The following is a 22,849-nucleotide window of genomic DNA, read 5'->3' on the forward strand; positions in this document are numbered from 1 at the left end:
CTTAATTAACCAACGGAAGAGGGATAAAATGAATTTGATTAGCGATATTATGCCAGCTTTACTGAATGGATTAACTACTACCTTATGCTTATTTTTTATTGTTTTTATTACGACTATACCTTTAGGATTCTTAGTCGCTTGTGTCCGCGTTTATGCTCCAAAGTGGCTTTCTTGGATCATACAAGTGTATATCTATGTGATGCGAGGGACACCTTTATTGTTGCAGCTTATGGTTGTGTTTTTCGGGCTCCCTTTAGTAGGGATAACGTTTGACCGTTTTACCGCAGCTCTTTTAGCCTTTATTTTAAATTATACAGCGTACTATGCTGAAATTTTTAGAGGAGGTATTTTATCCGTACCAAAAGGTCAATTTGAAGCCATCAAAGTTTTGGGAATCGGAAAAATCCAAGGATTTAAACGCATTATTATTCCACAAGTTTTTCGCGTAGTGCTGCCTTCAGTAGGAAACGAAGTCATCTCACTTGTGAAAGATACCTCGCTTGTTTATATCTTAGGTCTGGGCGAATTGTTGAGAGCAGGTCAAATTGCGGCTAACACCTATGCATCCTTGCTTCCTTTTGCAGCAGTGGGGCTGATTTACCTCCTTATCACAGGAGTCATTACTTTGGCTTTAAATGCTATTGAAAAGAAATTCAACTTTTAAGGAGGAAATAAAATGGTGCTTAAAGCAGAAGGCATTTCTAAAGAATTTAATCGTTTAAAAGTAATTGATGACTTTGATTTCACCATAGAATCAAATGAGATCGTGACCTTAGTAGGAAAATCAGGTACCGGGAAAACAACATTAATGCGCTTATTGAACGGACTCGAGAAAGCGGATAAAGGAACGATCTCTATTGATGGGCATTACTTATGTCGCGCAACTCCAGATGGCAAGACGGAGTACGTATCCAAGCAAGAAAGGAAAAAATACAGCAATCAAATTGGTATGGTTTTTCAAGACTATCAATTATTTCCTAACTTGACAGTAGTTGAAAATTGCATAGAAGCTCCTGTTTCTCAAAAGTTGTTGACCAAGTCAGAGGCCTACCAAAAAGCTGAAGAGTTATTGAGCCAAATGGGTCTGTCAGCCAAAAGAGATGTTTATCCGCGTACACTATCAGGCGGCCAGCAACAACGCGCGGCGATTGCCCGGGCTATGATGTTGAATCCCAAAATTTTGTGTTTTGATGAGCCGACTTCTGCATTAGATGCTGAAACTTCTAATGAAGTGGGAAAGATGATTCAAAAAATAGCTGCTTCAGGAACTGGCATCCTAATTGTGACTCACGATACTGAATTTGCGAAAGTTTTTGGCACACGAGTTGTTTCATCGGATATTTTTTCAGGCCATAATGAAAAAGAATAAGGACTCTATTCGGAAAAAACCAATTTATTTTTTAATAAAAATGAAAACTATTGATTGACGTAGAACTTGCTTTTTGGTATGCTACTAATGTTGTTAATGTGTAGCACCACAACTACAACCGCGCGGGAATGAGTATACAAGACCAGCAATGGCGCTCATAACGGCGAGTCTAAGTCTAATAAGGAGGTGCGAATAAATGTACGCAATTATAAAAACAGGTGGAAAACAAATTAAAGTTGAAGTTGGCCAAGCGATTTACATTGAAAAATTAAACGTTGAAGCTGGTGAAACTGTAACATTTGATGAAGTTATCTTAATAGGTGGCGAAGAAACAAAAGTTGGAGCTCCAACTATTGCCGGAGCTGTTGTTGAAGGTACTGTGGAAAAACAAGGTCGTCAAAAGAAAGTTACGACTTTTGTCTACAAACGCAGAAAAGACTCTCATCGCAAGCAAGGTCACCGTCAACCATATACAAAAGTAATGATCAATGCAATTAACGCGTAAGAAAGTGGTGTTCGTGAATGATTCAAGCATTTTTCAGACGTAATGACAAAGAAGACCTTGTCTCTTTTGAAGTTACTGGACATGCAGAGTCAGGAACTTACGGAAACGACATTGTCTGTGCAGCTGTATCGGCTCTAACCATCGGTACAACGAACAGTCTGGCTGTTTTAAGCGGCTTTACGCCTCTTATTGAAACCAACGATGAGGTTGAAGGTGGTTATTTATACGTTGAACTTCCTTTGGAAATCAATGATGAACAGTTGAACATTGCACAGATTCTTCTGGAAAGTCTTCTCTTATCCTTAATCGGTGTAGCAGAAGAGTACCCTGATTATGTCGAAATAAATCAATAATCCAGATTAAAACAGGAGGTGCAATACAGATGTTAAAAATGAATTTACAATTCTTCGCTACTAAAAAAGGTGGCGGATCTACTACTAACGGTCGTGATTCACAATCTAAACGTTTAGGTGCTAAACGTGCAGATGGTCAAACTGTTACTGGTGGTTCAATTCTATACCGTCAACGTGGGACTAAGATTTATCCAGGTACTAACGTAGGTATTGGCGGAGACGATACTTTGTTTGCTAAAATCGACGGCGTTGTTCGTTTCGAACGCAAAGGCCGCGACAAAAAACAAGTATCTGTTTATCCAGCTGCTCAATAATTAAACATAAAAAAACTCTTCTATTCCGTAGAAGAGCTTTTTTTTTAAGTTTTTAATTTTTTAGCAACGGACCTCTCTTAGAAGGAGTGTTAAAATGAGTGATTTAATCATTGGAATTCTTGGGATTAGTATTACAGCAGCAGTAATCATTATTTTTTTAATCGGTTTAGTTAAATTTTTGGTCTGGTTATACTATGACGCTGAAGCTAGACGAATGCGCGGATGGTTGTGGGTGCTGATAGCACTGGTCACATTTCTGATTCCAGGTCTGATTATTTATCTGATCCTAAGAAAACCAGCAAGCAATTTTAGTTACCGCAATTCTAAAAAGAGTCAATTATGGAAAACTTCTTTAAAGTATTTTATAATTGCCATAATGGTGGCTGTGATTATTGGCGGAGTAATCGCTTATGCGCAGCTGAAAATGTAATAAATCAGCAAATGAGAGCACTTTTTTAGTGGGATTCTCAAACACGTAAAGGGCCTTCTTTTACAGACAGTTAAATTCAAACTTGAAGTTTATCCGTTTATTCGTTAAAATAGTACAGGTGAGTTTAAATAAGTAAACAGATTTCTAAGGCTGTCTCTATTTATAGTTTATAGTGAAACGGCTATGTTATAAAGAAAAGAGGTTAAATTTATTGTCTCAAAAAGAGATTGAAAACTTATTTTCAAAATTAGATTCTACTGTTAAATTGCTACAGAAAAATATAGGTGTTTCATATTTGGAAGGACTAGCTGAAACGGGAGAAAATATTCTTGATGACAAGAAAGCAAGACAAGTAGATAATTTACTGTCAAATGAAACAATGGAAATGCTGAATAAGATCTATCATGAAATATCTTTGGAAAACATGGATCCTGAAGAAATACGGAAAAGTTTTCAATTGGCTCTTTTAAAGGGTGCTAAAGAAGATAGTCTGCAGGCAAACCATCAAATGACACCAGATGCCATTGGATTTATTTTGACTTATCTAATCGAGAAAGTACTTGGGACGGAAGCAAAAGCTATTCGTTTGCTGGATCCAGCGGTTGGAACAGGAAATTTATTATCAACCGTCTATAATGGTTTAACGTCTAAGAAAATCGAAGTTGAGGCTGAAGGAATCGATAATGATGATCTGTTGTTGTCACTGGCTTTGATTAATACAGAATTACAAGGACAAACAATCAAACTGACTCATCAAGATGCCTTAACCGGTCTGCTGGTTGATCCGGTAGATATTGTCGTAAGCGATTTGCCAGTTGGTTTCTATCCAGTGGATGAGCGTGCGAAAGATTTCAAGACAAGTGCGAAAGAAGGGCACTCCTTTGCACATCATTTGTTTATTGAGCAAAGCATCCATTACTTGAAAAAAGGCGGTTACGGAGTGTTTTTGGTTCCTTCCCAGCTATTTGAAACAGAAGCAGCTGCTGCGTTAACTAAAATGATTCAAGAAGAAGCTTATCTTCAAGGAATGCTTCATCTGCCGAAAGAATTATTTCAAACAAAAAGCTCACGCAAGTCTATTCTTTTACTTCAGAAAAAAGGAAATAATGCTAAACAAGTGAAACAAGTTTTGCTTGCGCAAATTCCTGATTTTAAAAATCAACAAGCTATGTTCCGCTTTATGCAGGAAGTTGAAACTTGGAATAAAAAAAATAATTAAAAACAAAGGAGATTCACCCACTATGTCAAAAACAATCGCAATCAATGCAGGTAGTTCAAGTTTAAAATTCACGTTATACGAAATGCCAGCAGAAGAAGAAATCGTTTCAGGAATTATTGAACGGGTCGGATTAAGTGATTCCGTTTTTACTACGAAATATAACGGCGAAAAGTATAAAGTTGTAGAAGATATCAAAAACCACGAAATTGCTATTCAAATGGTTTTAGACAAACTGATTGAATTAAACGTTATTGAAAATTACGATGAAATCACAGGAGTAGGCCACCGTGTTGTAGCAGGTGGAGAATTATTTAAAGATTCTGCTTTAGTAACCGATGAAGTAGTGGCACAAATTGAAAGCTTATCAGAATTTGCACCTTTGCACAATCCAGCTAACGCTACAGGAATCAAAGCATTTAAAAAATTGTTGCCAAATATCACAAGTGTAGCTGTATTTGATACATCTTTCCATACTTCTATGCCGAAAGAAAATTATTTATACAGTGTTCCTATGAGTTATTATGAAGATTTTGCAGCTCGTAAATATGGAGCTCACGGAACTTCTCATAAGTATGTATCAGAACGTGCAGCAGAAATGTTGGGCAAACCGCTTGAAGAAACAAAATTGATTACTTGTCATCTAGGTAACGGCGGTTCAATTACAGCTGTTGAAGGTGGAAAATCAGTAGATACATCGATGGGCTTCACACCTTTAGCTGGTATCACAATGGGAACGCGCTCTGGAGATATTGACGCTTCTTTATTGCCATTCTTAATGAACAAATTAGGCATTACAGATATTAACGAAATGATTTACATTTTAAACAATAAATCAGGATTATTAGGACTTTCTGACGTATCTAGCGATATGCGTGATGTAGAAGAAGCAGCTGAAGCAGGCAATGAACAAGCACAAACAGCATTAGATATTTTTTATAACCGTGTACAAAAATACATTGGTCAATATTTTGCAGTATTAAATGGTGCAGATGCAATTGTCTTTACAGCAGGTATTGGTGAAAACTCTCCAGAAACTCGTCAAATCATTATTGACGGAATGGATTGGTTTGGAGCAAAAATTGACGAAGAAGCAAATAAAGTGCGTGGAGAAGAGCGCATTATTTCAACAGCTGATTCGAAAGTTAAAGTATTGTTGATTCCAACGAACGAAGAAATTGCAATTGCTCGTGACGTAGAAAGACTACGCGTTAAGTAATTAAAGAGTTAGCAGAGAAAAATAAACTTTGATGAAAACACCTTGTGCTCTAGAATGTAGAGGGAACAAGGTGTTTTTTGTTCTTTGTTAAATCGCATTGGTAATTCTTAAATGATAGAACCGTTTAAGGAAATAAGCCGCAATTTTTTGAAATTAATGACTATCAAAACAATATAGAGCTAACTAGCCGCTTTTTAGATGAATTGAAAGGCGAAAGGGTAACTATTCTGCTAGCTATCTGTTAGGTGCGAGCAAAAAATGACTAAGAACTTTAACTAACTAACTAACTAACTAACTAACTAACTAACTAACTAACTAACTAACTAACTAACTAACTAACTAACTAACTAACTAACTAACTAACTAACTAACTAACTAACTAACTAACTAACTAACTAACTTACTTGCCCACCTGTTTATAGGGTTATAATAATCTACTCAATTTTCGTTTATAGGTGATAAAAAGATTTTTCATTCCTCTTGAGATTGCAGTGTAAAGAATCTTTTGATCTCTTTCAGTTGAGTAGTTATCTTCTGAAGCATCATAAATGAGTACATTATCAAATTCTAAACCTTTTGATAAACTAATCGGCAATACATCCACAATTAGATTACCCTCTAAGTGAATTCTAAGCATTTCAGCTTCTGTTTCAGTTTTGGTAATAATATTCCTGGATTTTTAAATTAGACAGCTGAAAAGGCCTTGAAAAGTTATATTTTCAAGGCCTTTTTTGGGTTAAAAAATTATGAGTCCCTTTTATTCTCTAAGTCAGTTCTGACAATAAGAACGTCGCATGACGCATGTCTGATAACGTATTCAGAAACAGAACCAATAAAAATCCGCTCAACGGCATTTAAACCGGTAGCTCCTAATAAAATCAAATCAACATTTTTATCTTCAGGTATTTGTTTTGCAATTAATACTTTTGGAGAACCATATTCAATAGAATAGCTAATATCTGCGACACGGTGGTTCTTAGCATAGCGTACGTATTCTTCTAAAGTAGTTTTGGCTTGTTCATTAGCTTTTTCAGCCATCGAACCATCAAAAGTAGAAATACTTTGAAAAGCTCTTGTATCAATAACGTGAACAAGCAGCAACGTTGAATTATTCCGTACAGCTACTTGAACGGCTTTTTTAAAAGCGAGTTCCGCTTCTTTTGAACCATCAATTGCGACTAAAATACGATTGTATTGTTGTAACATATAAACCACTCCATCCTTATAAAATTTTAATGTATGATGATGAATAGATTGTTCTTATAGTTATTGTACCCTAAAAAAATCCGTTTTCATAGAAATTACATTTATTTAAGTAAGGGACTCTTTAAAAGAAAAAATGAAAGAGTCAAAAGTTGTAGATCAAGGCATTAAACGATTTAAACCAAAAATAAAAATAAGCATACAAAAGCTGATTACACCTAATACAGAAAAGGCAAGCCAGAGCGGACGATAAAAAACCAAAATAGCAGTAGCAAATCCGTTAATAGCTAGTAAGCTTCCGATAAAAGAAAAAAATTTCTGAGCAAATCGAGCTTTTTCAGATTGAGATTCAGTAATAAAAACAGTTGCTTTGCCGCTCCATAAGAAATAGGCTGCATAGAAAAGCAGTAACGTGAAAAGTCCAAATAAAATAGATACGAGCATGATGTATTCTCCTTTTTATCTTCTAATGGTTTTTGCGCTCCAAGGGCACTGTAACTATTGTATCATCAGGGAAAAGAAAAAAGCCATTCAATAAAGAATGGCTTTCAAAGTCTTTCAACTTTAATTAAGAAATCCGGTGATGCCGTTGGTACGTCCAGGTTGTATTGAACCCGCAGTTAGCAGGTGGGCTCCGCTGTCAAACGTCTAGCTACCAAGTGAAAAGGCATGCTATCAGTTTGAATCAGTTTGGATCCCAAGGTAATATTAATTGTTCGGTCAACACATGTTGGACATGACGAACATCTCAGAAATCTTATCCTTATAGTAGCATATACCTATAATACTGTCAAACGATTGAGCTGTCTTTTCAAAGATGAAACAGCTTAGAATGAATGAAGAAAGCGTTATTTTTTCTTTTTCGCTTGATTTATTTTGTCGTACTGTTGAGCTAATGCGTCTTCGTATTTTCCAGTGTGATTGGGTTGGTAATACAGAGCCTGCTTTAATTTATCAGGCAAATATTGTTGATCGACCCAAGCACTAGGATAGCTATGAGGATATTGGTAAGTTACGCCCCGACCTAGTTTTTTAGCACCGCTGTAGTGGGAATCTCTTAAATGATCGGGAACGTCACCGCTCTTTCCTGCTCGAATATCTGCGAGAGCAGCATCAATCGCTACGTAAGTCGAATTTGATTTGGGGGAAAGAGATAAATCGACTACAGCGTTAGCCAAAGGAATTCTAGCTTCCGGAAAGCCAAGTTTTTCAGCTGCTTGTACAGCGGTGACGGTCCTTTGAGCAGCTGCAGGATTGGCTAAACCAATATCTTCATATGCGATGACCATTAATCTTCTAGCAATAATTGGCAAATCACCGGCTTCAACTAAACGGCCTAAATAATGGAGTGCAGCATTAACATCACTTCCGCGAATAGACTTTTGTAATGCTGAGATAACATCGTAGTGAGCATCGCCGTTTTTATCGTGAGTCAACGCTTTACGCTGAATACATTCTTCAACAATATCTAAGGTAATCTGAATGGTACCCGTTTCATCAGGATCAGTTGATTTAACGGCTAATTCTAAACCATTTAAAGCACTTCTTAAATCTCCATTGGTTGCTCGGGATAAATGCAAGAGTGCTGTATCCGAAAGAGCAACAGATTCATTGCCTAGTCCACGTTCTTTATCTTTTAAAGCACTCATTAAAGCTAGTTGAATGTCTTCAATGGAGAGAGGCTTTAATTCAAAAATTTGCGAACGACTCCGAACAGCGGGATTTATTGTGATATAGGGATTCTCGGTCGTAGCCCCAATCATGATGACACGACCATTTTCCAAGTGAGGCAATAAAAAATCCTGTTTTGGTTTATCCAGACGATGAACTTCATCAAGCAATAAAATAACAGAACCGCTCATTTTAGCTTCTTCTACGACCACTTGCAAATCTTTCTTCGTATCAGTAGCTGCATTCAACATCCGAAAAGCATATTGGGTGGAACCAGCAATAGCACTAGCAATACTGGTTTTTCCAATTCCTGGAGGTCCATATAAAATCATGGAAGACAGCATTTTAGCGTCCACCATACGACGGATGATTTTTCCGTTGCCTACTAAGTGAGTTTGTCCTACAATTTGGTCAATATTAGTCGGACGCATACGAAAAGCTAACGGTTTATTCAAAGCAGAAGGCCTCCTTAAAAATTCTTTCTATATAGTATACCATTTTAGTGGAAAGTCTTCTACTGATTAAGAACATTTGTTTGCTTTTTCGAAACCGGTAAAACTTCTTTTGGCCGCTTGCAGACAAGCAGAGAGGCTCCCTATTCTATAAGAATTATGCTATTATGGACTAGATTAAATGGGGGAATAGGTAATGAAAATTTATCGTCAGTTATTTATTATTTTGTGTTTTTCATTTATAGGAGAAATGGTTTCAAAAGGATTTGATTTGCCGGTTCCCGGCAGTGTCATTGGCATGGTCTTATTATTTTTAGCTCTGCAATTCAAATGGCTGGATGTGAAGTCAGTTGAAAAAGCAGGAAACTTTCTTTTAAGCAATTTAAGTCTTTTGTTTGTTCCAGCTAGCGTAGGGATAATGGTTTATTTTCCCCTTATTAAAGAAAACTGGTGGATCCTCTTGATCATTTTATTGTTGACTTCTGGCTTCACATTGATTTTTGTTGGACTATTGGTTCAAAAAATAAAAAGAAAATTTGAAGAGCATCCTTCTGGAAATCATAAGAAGCGAAAGGCAGTGGTAGAACATGGTACAAGAATTAACAAGTAACCCGCTTTTTGGTTTGATTTTGGCCATAGGCATGTACTTGCTAGCTCATGCTCTATTTCAGAGGTATCCTTATCCTGTTTTAAATCCGTTGATCGTTTCGACTATTTTTATTATTCTTTTTTTGTTGAGTACCGGTATTTCATATGACGATTTTTATGTTGGTGGCAGCGTGCTGAATATGCTGATTGGTCCAGCTACGGTGGCATTAGGAATCCCTTTGTACCATACTTTTCATTTATTGAAGAAACATTATAAATCAATCTTGATTGGAATTTTTTTAGGGACTATAGTCTGCACGTTTTTAACGGGCATTTTGGGAGTAGTTTTTCACTTAAATGAAAAAATGATTGCTTCTTTAATGCCAAAGTCGATCACCTCTGCAATAGCTATTGAAATATCTGGAAAAATGGGAGGTATTCCTTCTTTGACACTAGTTTTTGTAATTGTTTCTGGTATTATGGGCGCAATGATGGCACCGGCTATTTTTAAATGGTTTGCAATCACCGATGATATAGCTCAAGGCATTGCTTTAGGAAGTGCTGCTCATGCTGTTGGAACGTCAAAAGCTATTGAACTTGGTGCTGCTCAAGGAGCAATGGCGGGGTTAGCCATTGGTGTGACAGGTGCAATTACCGTGTTTGTTGCTCCATTCATGTTTAATGTCATCCAGTCTTTTTTTCTCTAAAGTTCTTTGTGTGTTAATCTAAGTTAGTCGCTTTTTTTATAACAATTTGCCATAATTAAAAGAAACGCCGGTTAAAAAAGTAAAGCCGGGTATCAGAAATAACTGAATGAAAGGGGTTCGCCAATGAAAAAGAGTAATGGAACCTTTAACGAACCCCAAAAAACTATTAGGGGTGAAGAGGTGGGAGAATTGACGGAAAATTCACAAGTAAAAGCTGTCTATCAAAAACCCGCTTTAGTTGAAATAGATGAAAAGGGACACTATTTAGAAACTGCTGCTCAAGCGGAAGCTATTTTAAATGAAGCATACCGTCAATCAGAAGAAATCTATCGAGATGTTCAACAACAACTAATGGACTTAAAGAATTTGATTCATGAAAATGAATGTCTTCTCGAACAAAGGCAAAAACAAATGACAACGCAAGCGCATAATGAGGCAAATGAGATTCTAGCTGCTGCAAAACAAAAAGCAGATCGTTTAAGCAAAGAAACGGCTGCGAAGTTGAACAAAGAGAGAGCTGACTACCACGCTGCTTTAGCTCATGATTTAGAGCGGTTGACAAAAGAAAAGGAATGGTTTGCATTTTATCAGGAGCAATCAAAAGAGAATTTAGAAAGTAAAGAAAAAATACTCTTTTTTAATCAACAAAAAATACAAGATGACTATCAATTAAGAGAACAAGAATTGCAAAATCAACTGATGTATTATCGTGAATTGAACAGTAAAAGAAAAATAAAATCATTTAAAATTGGACTAACTATTTTTATTTTGACTGGTATCAGTATTGTCCGACTTTCCTTTTTGCAGCATCCTACTTTTATTGTGCCTATTTTAATCGCTTGTTTAGCCGTTTATCTTGTTTACATTAATCTAACAGACGGCAAAACAGAAAAAGAAACGAAAAAAACAGCTTTTCATAATACGGTATTGATCGAACAAAATAATGCTTTAAAAGAAGAAATAAGTGGTCTTGAAGAAGATCTTAAAAAGCTGCTTAAAGAAAAAAGCGACGCCGAAAAAGCAGACCGCACGTATACTGATCGATTCCAATTTTTAAATATTATGCAACAAGACTTGAAAGAATCAGAAATGAATCGAAAGATACTAGAATCTGAGAATGCAGCTTTAAGAAAGTACTTGATTTCTGAAGATTCTACGAAAACTAAGCCGTCTGAGTGACCGTTTCTGTATCTTAATGCTAGTGAACGAATGAATCTAACCGTGAGTTTTCCGCCAAACTTCTATGGGAAGAGTCTTTCTTTTACATGAAAACTGAAACGAATATGTTTCTCTTCTGCAAAGTGTAAGTTATACTAGATAAGATTGAAGAATTAAAGGAGTCGCTAAAATGAACCAATTATCTGCATTTGAACAAGTAAAAGAATTTCATACGGTTTTTGATAAACCGCAAAAAACAGTTCCAACAGCATTGACACCAGATGAAGCACTTAACCGCGCAGCATTTTCAACAGAAGAAATATTAGAATTTCTTTATGCTAGCGTTGATGGAGAGCTGGCAGCATTCGAAAAAATTGTGTCGGATTGGCAGAAAACGGTTGATACATCCTTAATTAAAACCGCACGGAACAGAAAAAGATAGACAATTGTTTAATCGGACAAGTAGATGCATTGACAGATGCCAATTATTTTAATTATGGTTCCTTTGTCTTAATGGGAGTAAATCCTGATCCGATTTTTTCTATTGTTCATGAAGCTAACATGGGAAAACTATTTCCGGACGGAAAACCTCATTACCGCGAACATGATGGCAAAGTAAGAAAGCCTGAAAATTGGGAAAAAGATTTTGCACCGGAACCGAAAATTCAAGCTGAAATTGAAAAACAAATTATCGAAAAGAAGAGGGCATAATTTAATGAAAACATTAAAAGAAAATATTAAAGAACTTGAAATACCTGCAGCTTTTTATAAAGCTGTTTACGGAGTTGAAAAAGAGGGCTTGCGCGTTCTATCTAACGGAGAATTAGCATTGACTGATCATCCTAAACAATTTGGGAATCGAAGTTTTCATCCGTACATACAAACCGATTTTAGTGAATCACAATTAGAATTGATCACACCGCCAGTTAACAGCATATACGAAACCCATCGTTGGTTAAGTGCTATCCATGAAGTCACTTTGCGAACAATGGCAGATGATGAGTATATTTGGCCAATGAGTATGCCGGTTGTTTTGCCAAAAGAAAATGACATTTCAATAGCAAAACTAGACAAAATTGAAGATGTGAATTACCGGAACCATTTAGCGGAAAAATATGGAAAAAACAAACAGATGTTAAGTGGCGTGCATTACAATTTTGAATTTGATAAACACTTTATCGATGAGCTTTATCATAACCAGACTGATATCGCTGATCCTATTCAATTTAAATCAGCTGTTTACTTGAAGTTAGCGAAAAACTTTCTGCGTTACCGTTGGTTATTAACGTACCTTTTAGGAGCAGCTCCAGTAGCGGATTCAAGCTTTTTTAAGAGCGAGCGTTATGAAGAAACACCACCAAAAGGATATGTCAGAAGTATTCGCAGCAGCCATTATGGTTACGCCAATACAGACGATGTAACGATATCTTTTGAAACACTAACGGACTATGTTGAAAATTTAGAAGAAGCAGTAAACGAAGGAAAATTATTCGAGGAACGAGAGTTTTATTCAGGTGTTCGATTACGTGGCACGAAAACAGCTCGCGAGTTATTAACAAAAGGCATTGCTTATGTGGAACTGCGCATTTTTGATTTAAATCCATTTGATGCTTATGGGATATCTGAACAAGACATGCAGTTTATCCATCTATTTTGTATGTTTATGGTCTGGAAAGATAAGGCTTCTGATATGAATGATGTTGCGTTAGGGAAAAAAATGAGTGATTTTGTAGCTTTGGAGCACCCTTATGAAAATACTGAATTCCAAGAGGAAGGTCTAACTTTAATTGAGGAAATGTTAGAGATGATTCAACTTACGAATGGATCTGAAGCAGCCTTGGAGTGTGTCCGACAAGCAAAAAAACAATTGTTGGATCCTAAATTAACACTCGCTGGCCAAATGATCAAAGGGATCGAAGAAGCGGGTTCTTACCTAACGTTTGGCTTGGAACTAGCTCATAATTACAAACAAGCAGCTTTTGAGAAGTTTTATGCCTTGAAAGGTTTTACCAATATGGAGATGTCGACTCAGTTGTTGATTTCTGACGCCATTCAAAAAGGCATTAAAATAGACATTTTAGATGAAACAGAGCAATTTTTGAAGTTAAGTTACAAAAAACATACCGAGTATGTAAAAAATGCTAATATGACTTCAAAGGATCAGTACATTGCTCCGCTTATTATGGAAAATAAAACAGTCACGAAAAAGATTTTAAATGATGCAGGTTTTAAAGTACCTCAAGGGGAAGAATACCATACTGAAGAAGAAGCTAATGCTGGTTTTTGGCAATATGCGCATAAAGGCATTGTTGTAAAACCAAAATCGACTAATTATGGCGTAGGCATTTCTATCTTTAAGGAAGGTGCTCGTTTTGAAGATTATCAGTCAGCGATAAAATTTGCTTTTAAAGAAGACACCACTGTATTGGTTGAAGAATTTATCGAGGGCACAGAGTACCGCTTTTTTGTTTTGAACGATGAAGTAGCGGCAATTTTATTGCGTATACCTGCTAATGTTATCGGAGATGGCCAGCACACAGTGAGAGAATTAGTTGCAGAGAAAAATAAAGATGTTCTTCGCGGCACAGACCATCGAGCTCCCTTAGAGAAAATACAATTAAATGAAATTGAACAATTGATGTTAAAAGGACAAGGCTATACGACTGAAAGCATTCCTGATGCAGATGTCAGAGTTTATTTGCGAGAAAATTCAAATGTTAGTACTGGCGGAGATTCTATTGATGTCACAGATATTATTGACGACAGCTATAAAAAAGCAGCCGTTGAAATGACAAAAGTCATTGGAGCTAAAGTTTGTGGAGTAGATTTGATTATACCGGATTACCAAAAACCATCTACTCCAGAAAATCCGGGGTACACAGTTATTGAAGCTAACTTTAATCCAGCTATGCATATGCATGCTTTTGTTTCTGAAGGTCAAGGTCGCCCGTTAACGATCGGCATTTTAAAAATGCTTTTCCCAGAAGCCGTACAATAAGAACGATAAGAACAGCAGGCATCCAGCTTAATGCATTTGGAGGCCTGTTGTTTTTACAGATTTTAAAAGGACAATTTGATTCAACTATTGTTGAAAGACAAGATTAGTGGTAGAATTTTAGGAATTAAAGAATGCGGTCAGGGAGGGTTATAATGGAAAATATTTACTTAGATCATGCGGCGACTAGTCCGGTACACCCTGAAGTAGTAGAAATAGTTTATGAAATGATGCAAAATCATTATGGAAATGCTTCTAGTATTCATAATTTTGGGCGTGACAGTCGGCGTATTCTAGATAATGCACGATTAGTTTTTGCTGCTAGTATCGGCGCTAAACCAAGTGAGATCGTGATAACAAGTGGCGGAACAGAAAGTGACAATACAGCTGTTTTCGAAACAGCGTTGTCTCGGATGACAGAAGGAAAACATGTGATCACCTCAACTATCGAACACCATGCGGTTTTGAGACCGATGGAGAAATTAGAGTCGCTTGGTTTTGAAGTTACTTATCTGCCGGTAAACTCGTTTGGCCTAGTGGATCCAGAGCAAGTCCGAGCAGCATTGAGACCGGACACTATTTTAGTTTCAATTATGTATGGGAATAATGAAGTTGGATCATTGATGGATATCAAAGCTATTGGCGAAATTATTCAAGAAAGTGAAACGACTGCGTATTTTCATACGGATGCCGTCCAAGCATATGGATTAGAAACAATTGATGTTAAATCTAGTCATATTGACTTATTATCTACTTCGAGTCATAAAATTAATGGTCCTAAAGGCACAGGGTTTCTATATATCAACGAAAAAATTAATTTGCCAAGTTTTATGTTAGGCGGCGAACAGGAAATGAAACGCCGGGCTGGAACAGAAAATATCCCAGCGATTGCCGGTTTTCAAAAAGCCGTTGAAATCGTTCAAAATGAAAAAGAACAGCGGAAAGAGAGTTATTTGGGATTCCGTAACCAATTATTGGAACGATTAAAAAAAGCCGCCATTGCCTTTGAAGTCAATGGCAGTTCTGAACAACATCTAGCACATATTCTGAATATTTGGTTTACGGGTGTTTCTTCAGAACAACTCTTGATGTTATTAGATTTAGCTGGAATAGCTGTATCAGCTGGTTCAGCGTGTACAGCTGGCAATATTGATCCTAGTCATGTCCTAATGGCTATGTTTGGATCTGACGACCCTAAAATTTCTGAATCTATACGAATCAGTTTTGGCTTAGGGACAACTTCTCAGTCAATCGATCATTTGGCAGATGAATTGATCAAGATCATCGCTAAATTAAAAAAGTAAGAGCAAAAGATAAAAAAGGTTTAAACAGTATTGGTAAAAAGCAAGAAGCCTATGTATAGTTAAAGTGAAACTAAATCTAACCGAGGTGAATGAAATGGCATTTGCAAAAACAGCAAAGCTTCAAGGTTCCAATGAAAAATATGCAGTCCATCCAGAGGTGAAACGATATACTTTACGCGATAATGGATTTGAAGAAACAAAAACAGGAAATTTTCAATACATTCGGGCGTTGGATGTTGTTCCTGAAAATAAACCAGGACTAAAATTAAAAATCATTGTATCAAATGACTTAACACAATTGAAAATTTCAGTCACTACCAGTAATGGATTGCAGGCGGTCAACATTTATAAAGGGAATGCATTCAGTGAAGCACGTGAGAGATATGAATTCATTATGCGAGATTTTGTAGAACAAGGAATAGTGGAAAAAGTTTAAAGAATTAATGTGAGAGAAAATGACGCAACTGTTATTTTCTCTTTTTTGTTAGTTTTGAAGAGTTGATCAAATTGACTATCTCAAGTCGAAAAAGGTGTCGGGGGAAAAACAGGCTGAGTCAGCTCTCTTGATTTCTTTCAAAAAGTTAGTATAATGATTAAGACTGAAAAAATGCGACCTTCAAATCGTTAAGATTTTCAGAATCTATTTGAAATGATGGTGATAGTATGAAAGACAACAGCAACACTCGTGTCGTAGTAGGTATGAGTGGGGGAGTTGACTCATCCGTCACGGCTTTAGTGCTTAAGCAACAAGGCTATGATGTGGTGGGGATTTTTATGAAAAACTGGGACGATACAGATGAATTCGGGATGTGTACAGCTACCGAAGATTACAACGATGTAGCACTTGTAGCGAACCAAATTGGGATTCCTTATTATTCAGTAAACTTCGAAAAACAATATTGGGACAAAGTGTTTCAATACTTTTTAGATGAATATAAAAAAGGCCGGACGCCCAATCCGGATGTGATGTGCAATAAAGAAATTAAATTTAAAGCATTTTTGGACTATGCACTAGAATTAGGCGCCGATTATGTGGCAACTGGACATTATGCTCAGGTCGAACGCGATGAAAAAGGGGCAACACGAATGTTGCGTGGCGTAGACACCAACAAAGATCAAACGTATTTCTTAAACCAATTGTCGCAAGAACAATTGGCTAAAACGTTGTTTCCTTTAGGCGGAATGGAAAAGTCTGAAGTTCGTAAAATTGCTGAAGAAGCTAACTTAGCAACGGCTAAGAAAAAAGATTCAACAGGTGTCTGCTTTATTGGGGAACGCGATTTCAAAAAATTCTTGATGACTTATTTGCCAGCTCAACCGGGGAATATGGTAACTACAGAAGGCGAAATTAAAGGCCAACACGATGGTTTGATGTATTATACCATTGGTCAACGTCAAGGATTAGGTATTGGCGGCGGTGGTGCTTCTAGTGAACCTTGGTTTGTTATTGGAAAAGATCTGGCGACAAATACTCTTTACGTTGGACAAGGATTCCACCATGAATGGTTATACGCAACTCATTTAGATGCGACAGACATTCATTTTACAACCAATGAAGAAATGCCAAAAACGATTAAATGTACAGCTAAATTCCGTTACCGCCAAGCGGATACCGGGGTGACCGTTCATTTAAACGAAGATGGAACAACAGCAACAGTTGAATTCGATGAGCCTGTACGAGCAATCACGCCTGGGCAAGCCGTCGTATTCTATGATGGAATGGAATGTTTAGGTGGAGGAACGATTGATTCCGCTTATAATGACACTAGAGAATTACAATACATTTAACACAGACGAAAGAGCAGATAAATACTGCTCTTTTTTTCTGTCTTTTTCGTTTTCCTTAAAAGATACCATTACTTTGGTAGAAACATCTGCTAGTTTGGTGTAAAATAATATGAGCTGCAAAAGGAGTGGACAGAAATGAATCGAAACCATGAAGCATTTCAATTATGGGAACAAGGAAATTTAAATGAAGCCATTCAATTATTATTTGAAGAAATAGAAGAACAACCTGAAAATAGCGACAGTTATTATAATTTGGCAATGATATTGATTGTAGCAAAAAAATATGCTGATGCCCAAGCTGTCTTGGAGACAGCCCTTCAAAAGAAACCGGAGCATCCAGCACTTTTGTATGCATTTGGAAACCTATATTATCAACAAGAACGGTACACTGAAAGCTTGGTGTACTTCACGCGAGTATTCCAACATCCTCAAACAGGACTGAAAAATGATGCTGCGCGTATGATTGGACAATGCTACTTTTCATTAAAAGAGCCAAAAAAAGCATTGGTCTATCTTTTAATGGTAAAGATAGAAAATGAGCCAGACAGTGCGCTCTTTTTATTGATCGGCAATTGCTTAATGCAGACAGGACACTTTGATGAAGCAAAGGATTATTTAGAAAAAGTCATGGAGATAACTCCTGATAACGATGAAGCGTGGTTTAAGAGAGGCCTCATAGGGATGGCTTTAAAGGAACCGCCCACTGTTTTTGAAGCTTTTTTCAAACAATCATCTACATTGAATCCAAATAGCCACCAAGAGCGGATTCAGCAATTAAAAGCAATTGAAGCAATGGTTCAACCTCCAACAAAAGAGTGAAGAGCAGTTGTCGCAGTGTCAATGGAATGAGTTCATAAGCAGAAAGGATGAACGGAAATGGCCGAACAAGAAAATTTAGACTTATTTGCAACGGAGACGCCTTATGTTGTAGGGCAAGTCGTGGCTATATTCTATCAAAATCCCACAAACTTTTACAAAGTTCTTTTGGTTAGAGTTGCTGAAACGAACAGCACTTATGATGACAAAGAAATCGTCATTACTGGAAATTTCGGACAAGTTCAAGAAGAAGAAACGTATCGCTTTTTTGGGAAATTGGTTGATCATCCAAAATTCGGTGTGCAATTTACTGCTGATCGATACAAACAAGAAAAACCAACATCAGCTGCAGGAGTAGTAGCTTATCTTTCTAGTGATAAATTTCCAGGAATCGGAAAAAAAACGGCTGAAACGATCGTGCAGTTATTAGGCGAGAATGCCATTGATAAGATTAGTGAAAATCCAGAAGTGCTTGCTGAAGTGAAAGGTTTAAACGCTAAAAAACGAGAAGTGTTGGTCAATACGATTCAGGCTAGTGACGGAATGGAAAAAATCATTATTGGTTTGAATAGTTATGGGTTTGGAAGTCAACTGGCATACAATATCTACCAAACGTATCAAGGGGAAACGCTGGATATCATTCAAGAAAATCCTTATCAATTGGTTCAAGATATTGAAAATATCGGATTTAAAAAGGCTGATGCGATTGCCGATCAATTAGGTTTCGCTGCTGATTCTCCTGCCCGTTTAAAAGCGGCTATCCTATACTCTTTGAATGAATTGTGCTTAAGTCAAGGGAATACGTATACTTTAGCTGAACCTTTGTTAGAAGAAAGTTTAAAAGTCTTAGAATCTAGTCGGGCGTTTATTATCGATCCGGATGCTTTAGCTGAAGAGTTGTTGCAGCTTATTGAAGAAAATCAGCTGATTGAAGACCAGCATAAATTGTATATTAAGTCTTTGTATGCAGCTGAATGGGGCATCAATACTTCAATTAAACGCTTATTGGAACGGAAAAAAGAAATTACTTATAACTCCCATGATATCCCAAAAGAAATACGAAAATTAGAAAAGAGATTAGGTATATCTTATGGAGCTTCTCAAATACAAGCAATTGAAGAAGCGATAGTATCGCCTTTGTTTATTTTAACTGGTGGACCAGGGACAGGGAAAACAACCGTTTTAAACGGAATTGTTTCTTTATTTGCCGAGCTAAACGGTCTATCACTGGATTTAAACGATTATAGCGACAAAGTTTTTCCGATTTTATTAGCCGCGCCGACTGGTCGGGCAGCTAAACGAATGAATGAAACAACTGGATTGCCTAGCAGTACGATACATCGCTTATTAGGATTGAATGGGCGAGAAAACAATAACGATGAACAATCGGACCGTGAATTAGAAGGAGGCCTCTTGATCGTTGATGAGATGTCGATGGTAGATACTTGGCTAGCGAATCAATTGCTTCGTGCGGTACCAGAACATATGCAAGTGATGTTTGTTGGAGATAAGAACCAATTGCCTTCTGTAGGTCCGGGACAAGTGCTCCATGATTTAATTGATGCTCAACTCATCCCAAATATGGAATTGAATGAAATTTACCGCCAAGGAGACGGTTCATCGATTATCTCATTGGCTCATGAAATAAAAGACGGTCAGTTGCCAAATGATTTTACTCAAAATAAAAAAGATCGTTCTTTTATTAACTGTTACGCTTACCAAATTGAAGAGGTGATTCGACAAGTTGTCGCAAAAGCGAAAGCCAAAGGATTCACGCCTCAAGACATTCAGGTTCTAGCGCCGATGTATCGCGGCCCGGCTGGGATCGATGCATTGAACAAGATGATGCAAGAAATTTTTAACCCTAATGATACTGGACGGCGTAAAGAAGTGAAGTTCAATGACCGGATTTATCGGATTGGAGATAAGATTCTTCAATTAGTTAACAATCCTGAATTAAATGTTTTTAACGGAGATATGGGGGAAATCACCAGCATTACCTATGCTAAAGAAGCAGATGATAAAGTTGATGAACTTGTGATTCAGTTTGATGCTAATGAAGTGACTTATAAACGCAATGAATGGAATAAAATTACCTTAGCTTATTGTTGTTCCATACATAAATCTCAAGGTAGTGAATTTAAAATGGTCATTTTGCCGATGGTGCAAAATTATGGGCGTATGCTCAGAAGAGACTTGCTGTATACCGCGATTACAAGAAGCAGCGAGCTGTTGATTTTATGCGGAGAAGTTTCCGCCTTTCAAGAAAGTGTTCTAAAATCTTCGGCAACTCGCTTAACGACGTTAAAAGAACGGCTCCTGGAGGACAACGACGCTCCACTAACGATTGATTCATCAGCAACACGTTCGTCTGTAGAGAAAAAAACAGAACTGACAGCTGGAACCCGTTCAAATGAAACAAAACCAGCTGCTGCTCCAGTCCAGGCCAAGATAGAAGAAGTCTCTTTATTTGAAACAGCTGAAGAAGAGCCTTCTTTATCTTACCGCTTAACGGTCGAAATGATTCGAACAAATGCTGTTGACCCTATGATTGGTATGGAAGGCATAACCCCGTAAACAAAAATAGGCCTATGGAAACTTTTTAGTTGTCCATAAGCCTATTTTTTTAGGCGTAAAATAAAAAAGAACGGATAAAACAATTAAAACCAAAAATAACGAGTTGTCGCTGAAAAGTAAAAATGAACTGATCGGTGTCCTAAAAATTCTCCGTCAGCCTGGGTATCTTCCAGTTGAGTCGACCGTATTTGGATGTGGCGGGCTTGGAAAGAATGGACGTCTTTGTGTTGCAAATGCCGGCCGCCATTGAGCATGAGCAGAAACAACCAAATAATTTTAAAAACAGATGATTTTTGAAGAACGATTAAATCGACTTGCTGATCATAGGGAGAAGCTTTTGGCGAAATGCCAATGCCTCCTCCAAAATAAGGATGGTTATTGACCGTTACTAAAAAAGCTTTAGGGAAAAATTGTTGTTTGCCGTCCGCGATAACTTCGATTGGAAAGCCTTTTTGTTTGAATAAGACAGTTGTCACAGATGCAAGATAGGCAACGGACCCCAACTTGTATTTGTTTAAGCGTACTTTCGCAGAAGATTGATTGGTGTACTTTACAGTAGCTGCATCAAATCCAATCCCAATGTTATTGATAGCATAACCTTCTTGTTGCAGGATTTTTTCTTGATAGCGTAAAACACCTATTTTTTTTGGAGACGTTGCCTGTAATATTTGGCTTAAAGCCTCATGGGTTTTTTTAGAAATGCCCAATCCCTTGGCGAAATCATTTCCCGATCCGGCTGGGATATAAGCCAATGGCATATCTTTGTATTCCTCACCAAGCCCTCGCACTGCTTCATGTAGGGTACCGTCTCCGCCAACGATCATTAACAAAGGAGCGTTTATTTCTGAAGTCGTTACTATCTTTTTTGCTAATTCGGTTGTTAATTGAATGGCATGTCCAGCATACTGGGTTTTATGTAATTGGAAAGTAAGCTTTTTTTCAGTTAAAAGTTTGACCAATGTCGCGCAGATGAGTTTGCCGTTACCTGAACCAGCTAGTTCATTGACGATAATGTGAAAGTGTTTTTGATTCGTCATGAGGACTCCTTTTAGTACATTTGAAAGTTGATTTATTTTATAAGTATAAGCCAAATAAATAAAAAAAGTAAGTGAGGACAAAAGAGAAACAGGGAAATAGCGTTAAATAGAGTCTGCTCTGAAAAAAGCGACTCAAAAAAATAGTTCCAAAAAAGAGATTTAATGTTAGAATGAGCAGTAGTCTTAAAGTCAAAAGAAAAGGATGTTATGTTAGCCATGAAGAATAAACCAAAAGCAAGTCAATACCCTTTGCAAGCAATCGATATCGTTTTTATCGTTGTCGGTTCTTTTATTGCAGCCGTTTCGTTTAATGCCTTTTTATTACCAAATTTTATTGTTTCAGGCGGCGTTAGCGGATTAAGCACCATTTTAAATAATCTGTTTTCTTGGAATCCATCCATTGTTCAATTGGCTTTCAATATCCCTTTATTATTCATTTGTTTTATTGCTCTAGGAAAAGAAGCGGGCTTTAAAACGATTATCGGTAGTTTGATTCTCCCCATCTTTATCGGTCTGCTTAGTTTTATAGAACCTTGGACCTTGAATCCGTTATTAGCTGCATTGTTTGGAGGAATCACTACAGGAATTGGAATTGGGCTGGTTTTTAAAGCGAAAGCTTCTACCGGAGGAACAAGTATTATAGCGCAAGTGATCCACGTTTATTTAAGGCTGCCATTAGGAACGAGCGTGGCATTGGTTGACGGATTGGTGATCGTTACTGCTTTAATTGCGTTCGATGGTGAAGTAGTCATGTTTTCAATTATTTCTCTATTTGTCATCAGTCGAACGATTGATTTGATTCAAGTTGGTTTTAATCGTTCTAAGAACGTGCTGATTATTTCCGAAAAGGCAGCTGAAATTAGAATGGCGATTTATCAAAATATCAACCGTGGAGTAACTAACTTAAGTATTTCTGGCGGATACGGTGAATATGGCGCAAACGATAAAGAAATGTTGATGTGTGTAGTCGATGAACAAGAATTCACTTTTTTGCGAGAAACAATTTTAAGCGTTGACCCGCATGCGTTTGTTGTAGTGATGAGTGCTAGCGAAGTATGGGGAAAAGGTTTTACGCTAGCCAAAGATTCTACTTCTGAAAATTTGTAGAAATGTAACATTTAATGCGAGTAAATAAAAAATAAACGAA

General features: G+C 37.1%; 25 protein-coding genes, 1 other RNA gene and 1 other annotated feature. Of the genes, 20 read left to right on the top strand and 6 right to left on the bottom strand.

Going from position 1 to position 22,849, the window contains the following annotated elements:
- Window positions 1–28 precede the first annotated feature (28 nt).
- The 8 genes from JHE06_RS04275 (at window position 29) to JHE06_RS04310 (ending at window position 5,406) form a co-directional block, all read left to right on the top strand.
- Complete coding sequence (locus JHE06_RS04275; protein WP_201089567.1) at window positions 29–664, top strand: amino acid ABC transporter permease; 636 nt, start codon at window positions 29–31, stop codon at window positions 662–664.
- Window positions 665–676: 12 nt separating this feature from the next.
- On the top strand, window positions 677–1,369 hold the full coding sequence (locus tag JHE06_RS04280; protein WP_058918235.1) for an amino acid ABC transporter ATP-binding protein: 693 nt from the start codon (window positions 677–679) through the stop codon (window positions 1,367–1,369).
- 106 nt (window positions 1,370–1,475) lie between these two features.
- Window positions 1,476–1,550: a sequence feature (ribosomal protein L21 leader region), on the top strand.
- A gap of 15 nt (window positions 1,551–1,565) precedes the next feature.
- Window positions 1,566–1,874 carry a 50S ribosomal protein L21 gene (gene rplU, locus JHE06_RS04285; RefSeq protein ID WP_058918236.1) on the top strand — a complete coding sequence of 103 codons (309 nt, stop codon included), beginning with the start codon at window positions 1,566–1,568 and terminating at the stop codon, window positions 1,872–1,874.
- 17 nt (window positions 1,875–1,891) lie between these two features.
- Window positions 1,892–2,227, top strand: a complete 336-nt coding sequence (locus JHE06_RS04290) for a ribosomal-processing cysteine protease Prp (RefSeq protein ID WP_058918237.1) — start codon at window positions 1,892–1,894, stop codon at window positions 2,225–2,227.
- 29 nt (window positions 2,228–2,256) lie between these two features.
- A complete protein-coding gene (gene rpmA, locus JHE06_RS04295; RefSeq protein ID WP_058918238.1) occupies window positions 2,257–2,541 on the top strand; it encodes a 50S ribosomal protein L27 in 285 nt (94 codons plus the stop codon).
- Between the two features lie 94 nt (window positions 2,542–2,635).
- Window positions 2,636–2,971, top strand: coding sequence for a hypothetical protein (locus JHE06_RS04300; protein ID WP_058918239.1), 336 nt, complete (start codon window positions 2,636–2,638; stop codon window positions 2,969–2,971).
- Between the two features lie 211 nt (window positions 2,972–3,182).
- The gene (locus JHE06_RS04305; protein WP_058918240.1) at window positions 3,183–4,190 is read left to right on the top strand and encodes a class I SAM-dependent methyltransferase; all 1,008 of its coding nucleotides are present in this window, start codon (window positions 3,183–3,185) and stop codon (window positions 4,188–4,190) included.
- Between the two features lie 22 nt (window positions 4,191–4,212).
- The gene (locus JHE06_RS04310; protein WP_058918241.1) at window positions 4,213–5,406 is read left to right on the top strand and encodes an acetate kinase; all 1,194 of its coding nucleotides are present in this window, start codon (window positions 4,213–4,215) and stop codon (window positions 5,404–5,406) included.
- 424 nt (window positions 5,407–5,830) lie between these two features.
- Here JHE06_RS04310 and JHE06_RS04315 read toward each other — a convergent pair whose 3' ends face one another.
- From JHE06_RS04315 to JHE06_RS04335, 5 genes are all read right to left on the bottom strand, one after another.
- Window positions 5,831–6,010 carry an ATP-binding domain-containing protein gene (locus JHE06_RS04315; RefSeq protein ID WP_058918242.1) on the bottom strand — a complete coding sequence of 60 codons (180 nt, stop codon included), beginning with the start codon at window positions 6,008–6,010 and terminating at the stop codon, window positions 5,831–5,833.
- Between the two features lie 140 nt (window positions 6,011–6,150).
- Complete coding sequence (locus JHE06_RS04320) at window positions 6,151–6,612, bottom strand: universal stress protein (RefSeq protein WP_058918243.1); 462 nt, start codon at window positions 6,610–6,612, stop codon at window positions 6,151–6,153.
- A gap of 156 nt (window positions 6,613–6,768) precedes the next feature.
- Window positions 6,769–7,053, bottom strand: coding sequence for a hypothetical protein (locus tag JHE06_RS04325; protein WP_058918244.1), 285 nt, complete (start codon window positions 7,051–7,053; stop codon window positions 6,769–6,771).
- Between the two features lie 126 nt (window positions 7,054–7,179).
- A non-coding RNA gene (gene ssrS / locus JHE06_RS04330) (6S RNA) lies at window positions 7,180–7,367 on the bottom strand.
- A gap of 90 nt (window positions 7,368–7,457) precedes the next feature.
- Window positions 7,458–8,735, bottom strand: a complete 1,278-nt coding sequence (locus JHE06_RS04335) for a replication-associated recombination protein A (RefSeq protein ID WP_058918245.1) — start codon at window positions 8,733–8,735, stop codon at window positions 7,458–7,460.
- A 193-nt stretch (window positions 8,736–8,928) separates the two neighbouring features.
- On the opposite strand from JHE06_RS04335, the gene JHE06_RS04340 reads away from it, so the two are divergent.
- The 11 genes from JHE06_RS04340 (at window position 8,929) to recD2 (ending at window position 20,665) form a co-directional block, all read left to right on the top strand.
- Window positions 8,929–9,342 (top strand): CidA/LrgA family protein, encoded by a 414-nt coding sequence (locus JHE06_RS04340; protein WP_058918246.1) that lies wholly within the window; start codon window positions 8,929–8,931, stop codon window positions 9,340–9,342.
- Window positions 9,320–10,027 carry an LrgB family protein gene (locus JHE06_RS04345; RefSeq protein ID WP_058918247.1) on the top strand — a complete coding sequence of 236 codons (708 nt, stop codon included), beginning with the start codon at window positions 9,320–9,322 and terminating at the stop codon, window positions 10,025–10,027. Before JHE06_RS04340 ends, JHE06_RS04345 begins: the two co-directional genes overlap by 23 nt.
- 123 nt (window positions 10,028–10,150) lie before the next feature.
- Entirely contained in the window at window positions 10,151–11,206 is a 1,056-nt protein-coding gene (locus JHE06_RS04350) for a hypothetical protein (protein WP_201089569.1), read from the top strand.
- Between the two features lie 169 nt (window positions 11,207–11,375).
- A complete protein-coding gene (locus JHE06_RS12305; RefSeq protein WP_268905524.1) occupies window positions 11,376–11,627 on the top strand; it encodes a hypothetical protein in 252 nt (83 codons plus the stop codon).
- A gap of 29 nt (window positions 11,628–11,656) precedes the next feature.
- Window positions 11,657–11,896, top strand: coding sequence for a hypothetical protein (locus JHE06_RS12310; RefSeq protein WP_268905525.1), 240 nt, complete (start codon window positions 11,657–11,659; stop codon window positions 11,894–11,896).
- Window positions 11,897–11,900: 4 nt separating this feature from the next.
- On the top strand, window positions 11,901–14,183 hold the full coding sequence (gene gshAB, locus JHE06_RS04360) for a bifunctional glutamate--cysteine ligase GshA/glutathione synthetase GshB (RefSeq protein ID WP_201089571.1): 2,283 nt from the start codon (window positions 11,901–11,903) through the stop codon (window positions 14,181–14,183).
- A 152-nt stretch (window positions 14,184–14,335) separates the two neighbouring features.
- Window positions 14,336–15,484 carry a cysteine desulfurase family protein gene (locus JHE06_RS04365; protein WP_201089573.1) on the top strand — a complete coding sequence of 383 codons (1,149 nt, stop codon included), beginning with the start codon at window positions 14,336–14,338 and terminating at the stop codon, window positions 15,482–15,484.
- 94 nt (window positions 15,485–15,578) lie between these two features.
- Window positions 15,579–15,920, top strand: coding sequence for a DUF1831 domain-containing protein (locus JHE06_RS04370; protein ID WP_201089575.1), 342 nt, complete (start codon window positions 15,579–15,581; stop codon window positions 15,918–15,920).
- Window positions 15,921–16,147: 227 nt separating this feature from the next.
- Window positions 16,148–17,272, top strand: a complete 1,125-nt coding sequence (mnmA, locus tag JHE06_RS04375; RefSeq protein WP_201089577.1) for a tRNA 2-thiouridine(34) synthase MnmA — start codon at window positions 16,148–16,150, stop codon at window positions 17,270–17,272.
- A gap of 135 nt (window positions 17,273–17,407) precedes the next feature.
- Window positions 17,408–18,091 (top strand): tetratricopeptide repeat protein, encoded by a 684-nt coding sequence (locus JHE06_RS04380; protein WP_201089579.1) that lies wholly within the window; start codon window positions 17,408–17,410, stop codon window positions 18,089–18,091.
- Between the two features lie 57 nt (window positions 18,092–18,148).
- The gene (gene recD2, locus JHE06_RS04385) at window positions 18,149–20,665 is read left to right on the top strand and encodes an SF1B family DNA helicase RecD2 (protein WP_058918255.1); all 2,517 of its coding nucleotides are present in this window, start codon (window positions 18,149–18,151) and stop codon (window positions 20,663–20,665) included.
- Between the two features lie 83 nt (window positions 20,666–20,748).
- Here recD2 and JHE06_RS04390 read toward each other — a convergent pair whose 3' ends face one another.
- A complete protein-coding gene (locus tag JHE06_RS04390) occupies window positions 20,749–21,702 on the bottom strand; it encodes a diacylglycerol/lipid kinase family protein (RefSeq protein WP_201089581.1) in 954 nt (317 codons plus the stop codon).
- A 216-nt stretch (window positions 21,703–21,918) separates the two neighbouring features.
- Here JHE06_RS04390 and JHE06_RS04395 point away from each other — a divergent pair, with 216 nt between their 5' ends.
- Window positions 21,919–22,809 carry a YitT family protein gene (locus tag JHE06_RS04395; RefSeq protein WP_058918257.1) on the top strand — a complete coding sequence of 297 codons (891 nt, stop codon included), beginning with the start codon at window positions 21,919–21,921 and terminating at the stop codon, window positions 22,807–22,809.
- Window positions 22,810–22,849: the final 40 nt, after the last annotated feature.

Origin of the sequence: Carnobacterium sp. CS13, from assembly GCF_016653495.1 — a bacterium.
Taxonomy (GTDB): domain Bacteria; phylum Bacillota; class Bacilli; order Lactobacillales; family Carnobacteriaceae; genus Carnobacterium_A; species Carnobacterium_A antarcticum.

Excerpts from the sequence above, each read along its gene's own strand:
- JHE06_RS04275 (WP_201089567.1), top strand. The coding sequence starts at position 29 with ATGAATTTGATTAGCGATATTATGCCAGCTTTACTGAATGGATTAACT.
- JHE06_RS04280 (WP_058918235.1), top strand. The coding sequence starts at position 677 with ATGGTGCTTAAAGCAGAAGGCATTTCTAAAGAATTTAATCGTTTAAAA.
- rplU (WP_058918236.1), top strand. The coding sequence starts at position 1,566 with ATGTACGCAATTATAAAAACAGGTGGAAAACAAATTAAAGTTGAAGTT.
- JHE06_RS04290 (WP_058918237.1), top strand. The coding sequence starts at position 1,892 with ATGATTCAAGCATTTTTCAGACGTAATGACAAAGAAGACCTTGTCTCT.
- rpmA (WP_058918238.1), top strand. The coding sequence starts at position 2,257 with ATGTTAAAAATGAATTTACAATTCTTCGCTACTAAAAAAGGTGGCGGA.
- JHE06_RS04300 (WP_058918239.1), top strand. The coding sequence starts at position 2,636 with ATGAGTGATTTAATCATTGGAATTCTTGGGATTAGTATTACAGCAGCA.
- JHE06_RS04310 (WP_058918241.1), top strand. The coding sequence starts at position 4,213 with ATGTCAAAAACAATCGCAATCAATGCAGGTAGTTCAAGTTTAAAATTC.
- JHE06_RS04320 (WP_058918243.1), bottom strand. The coding sequence starts at position 6,612 with ATGTTACAACAATACAATCGTATTTTAGTCGCAATTGATGGTTCAAAA.
- JHE06_RS04325 (WP_058918244.1), bottom strand. The coding sequence starts at position 7,053 with ATGCTCGTATCTATTTTATTTGGACTTTTCACGTTACTGCTTTTCTAT.
- JHE06_RS04340 (WP_058918246.1), top strand. The coding sequence starts at position 8,929 with ATGAAAATTTATCGTCAGTTATTTATTATTTTGTGTTTTTCATTTATA.
- JHE06_RS04345 (WP_058918247.1), top strand. The coding sequence starts at position 9,320 with ATGGTACAAGAATTAACAAGTAACCCGCTTTTTGGTTTGATTTTGGCC.
- JHE06_RS04350 (WP_201089569.1), top strand. The coding sequence starts at position 10,151 with ATGAAAAAGAGTAATGGAACCTTTAACGAACCCCAAAAAACTATTAGG.
- JHE06_RS12305 (WP_268905524.1), top strand. The coding sequence starts at position 11,376 with ATGAACCAATTATCTGCATTTGAACAAGTAAAAGAATTTCATACGGTT.
- gshAB (WP_201089571.1), top strand. The coding sequence starts at position 11,901 with ATGAAAACATTAAAAGAAAATATTAAAGAACTTGAAATACCTGCAGCT.
- JHE06_RS04365 (WP_201089573.1), top strand. The coding sequence starts at position 14,336 with ATGGAAAATATTTACTTAGATCATGCGGCGACTAGTCCGGTACACCCT.
- JHE06_RS04370 (WP_201089575.1), top strand. The coding sequence starts at position 15,579 with ATGGCATTTGCAAAAACAGCAAAGCTTCAAGGTTCCAATGAAAAATAT.
- mnmA (WP_201089577.1), top strand. The coding sequence starts at position 16,148 with ATGAAAGACAACAGCAACACTCGTGTCGTAGTAGGTATGAGTGGGGGA.
- JHE06_RS04380 (WP_201089579.1), top strand. The coding sequence starts at position 17,408 with ATGAATCGAAACCATGAAGCATTTCAATTATGGGAACAAGGAAATTTA.
- recD2 (WP_058918255.1), top strand. The coding sequence starts at position 18,149 with ATGGCCGAACAAGAAAATTTAGACTTATTTGCAACGGAGACGCCTTAT.
- JHE06_RS04390 (WP_201089581.1), bottom strand. The coding sequence starts at position 21,702 with ATGACGAATCAAAAACACTTTCACATTATCGTCAATGAACTAGCTGGT.
- JHE06_RS04395 (WP_058918257.1), top strand. The coding sequence starts at position 21,919 with ATGAAGAATAAACCAAAAGCAAGTCAATACCCTTTGCAAGCAATCGAT.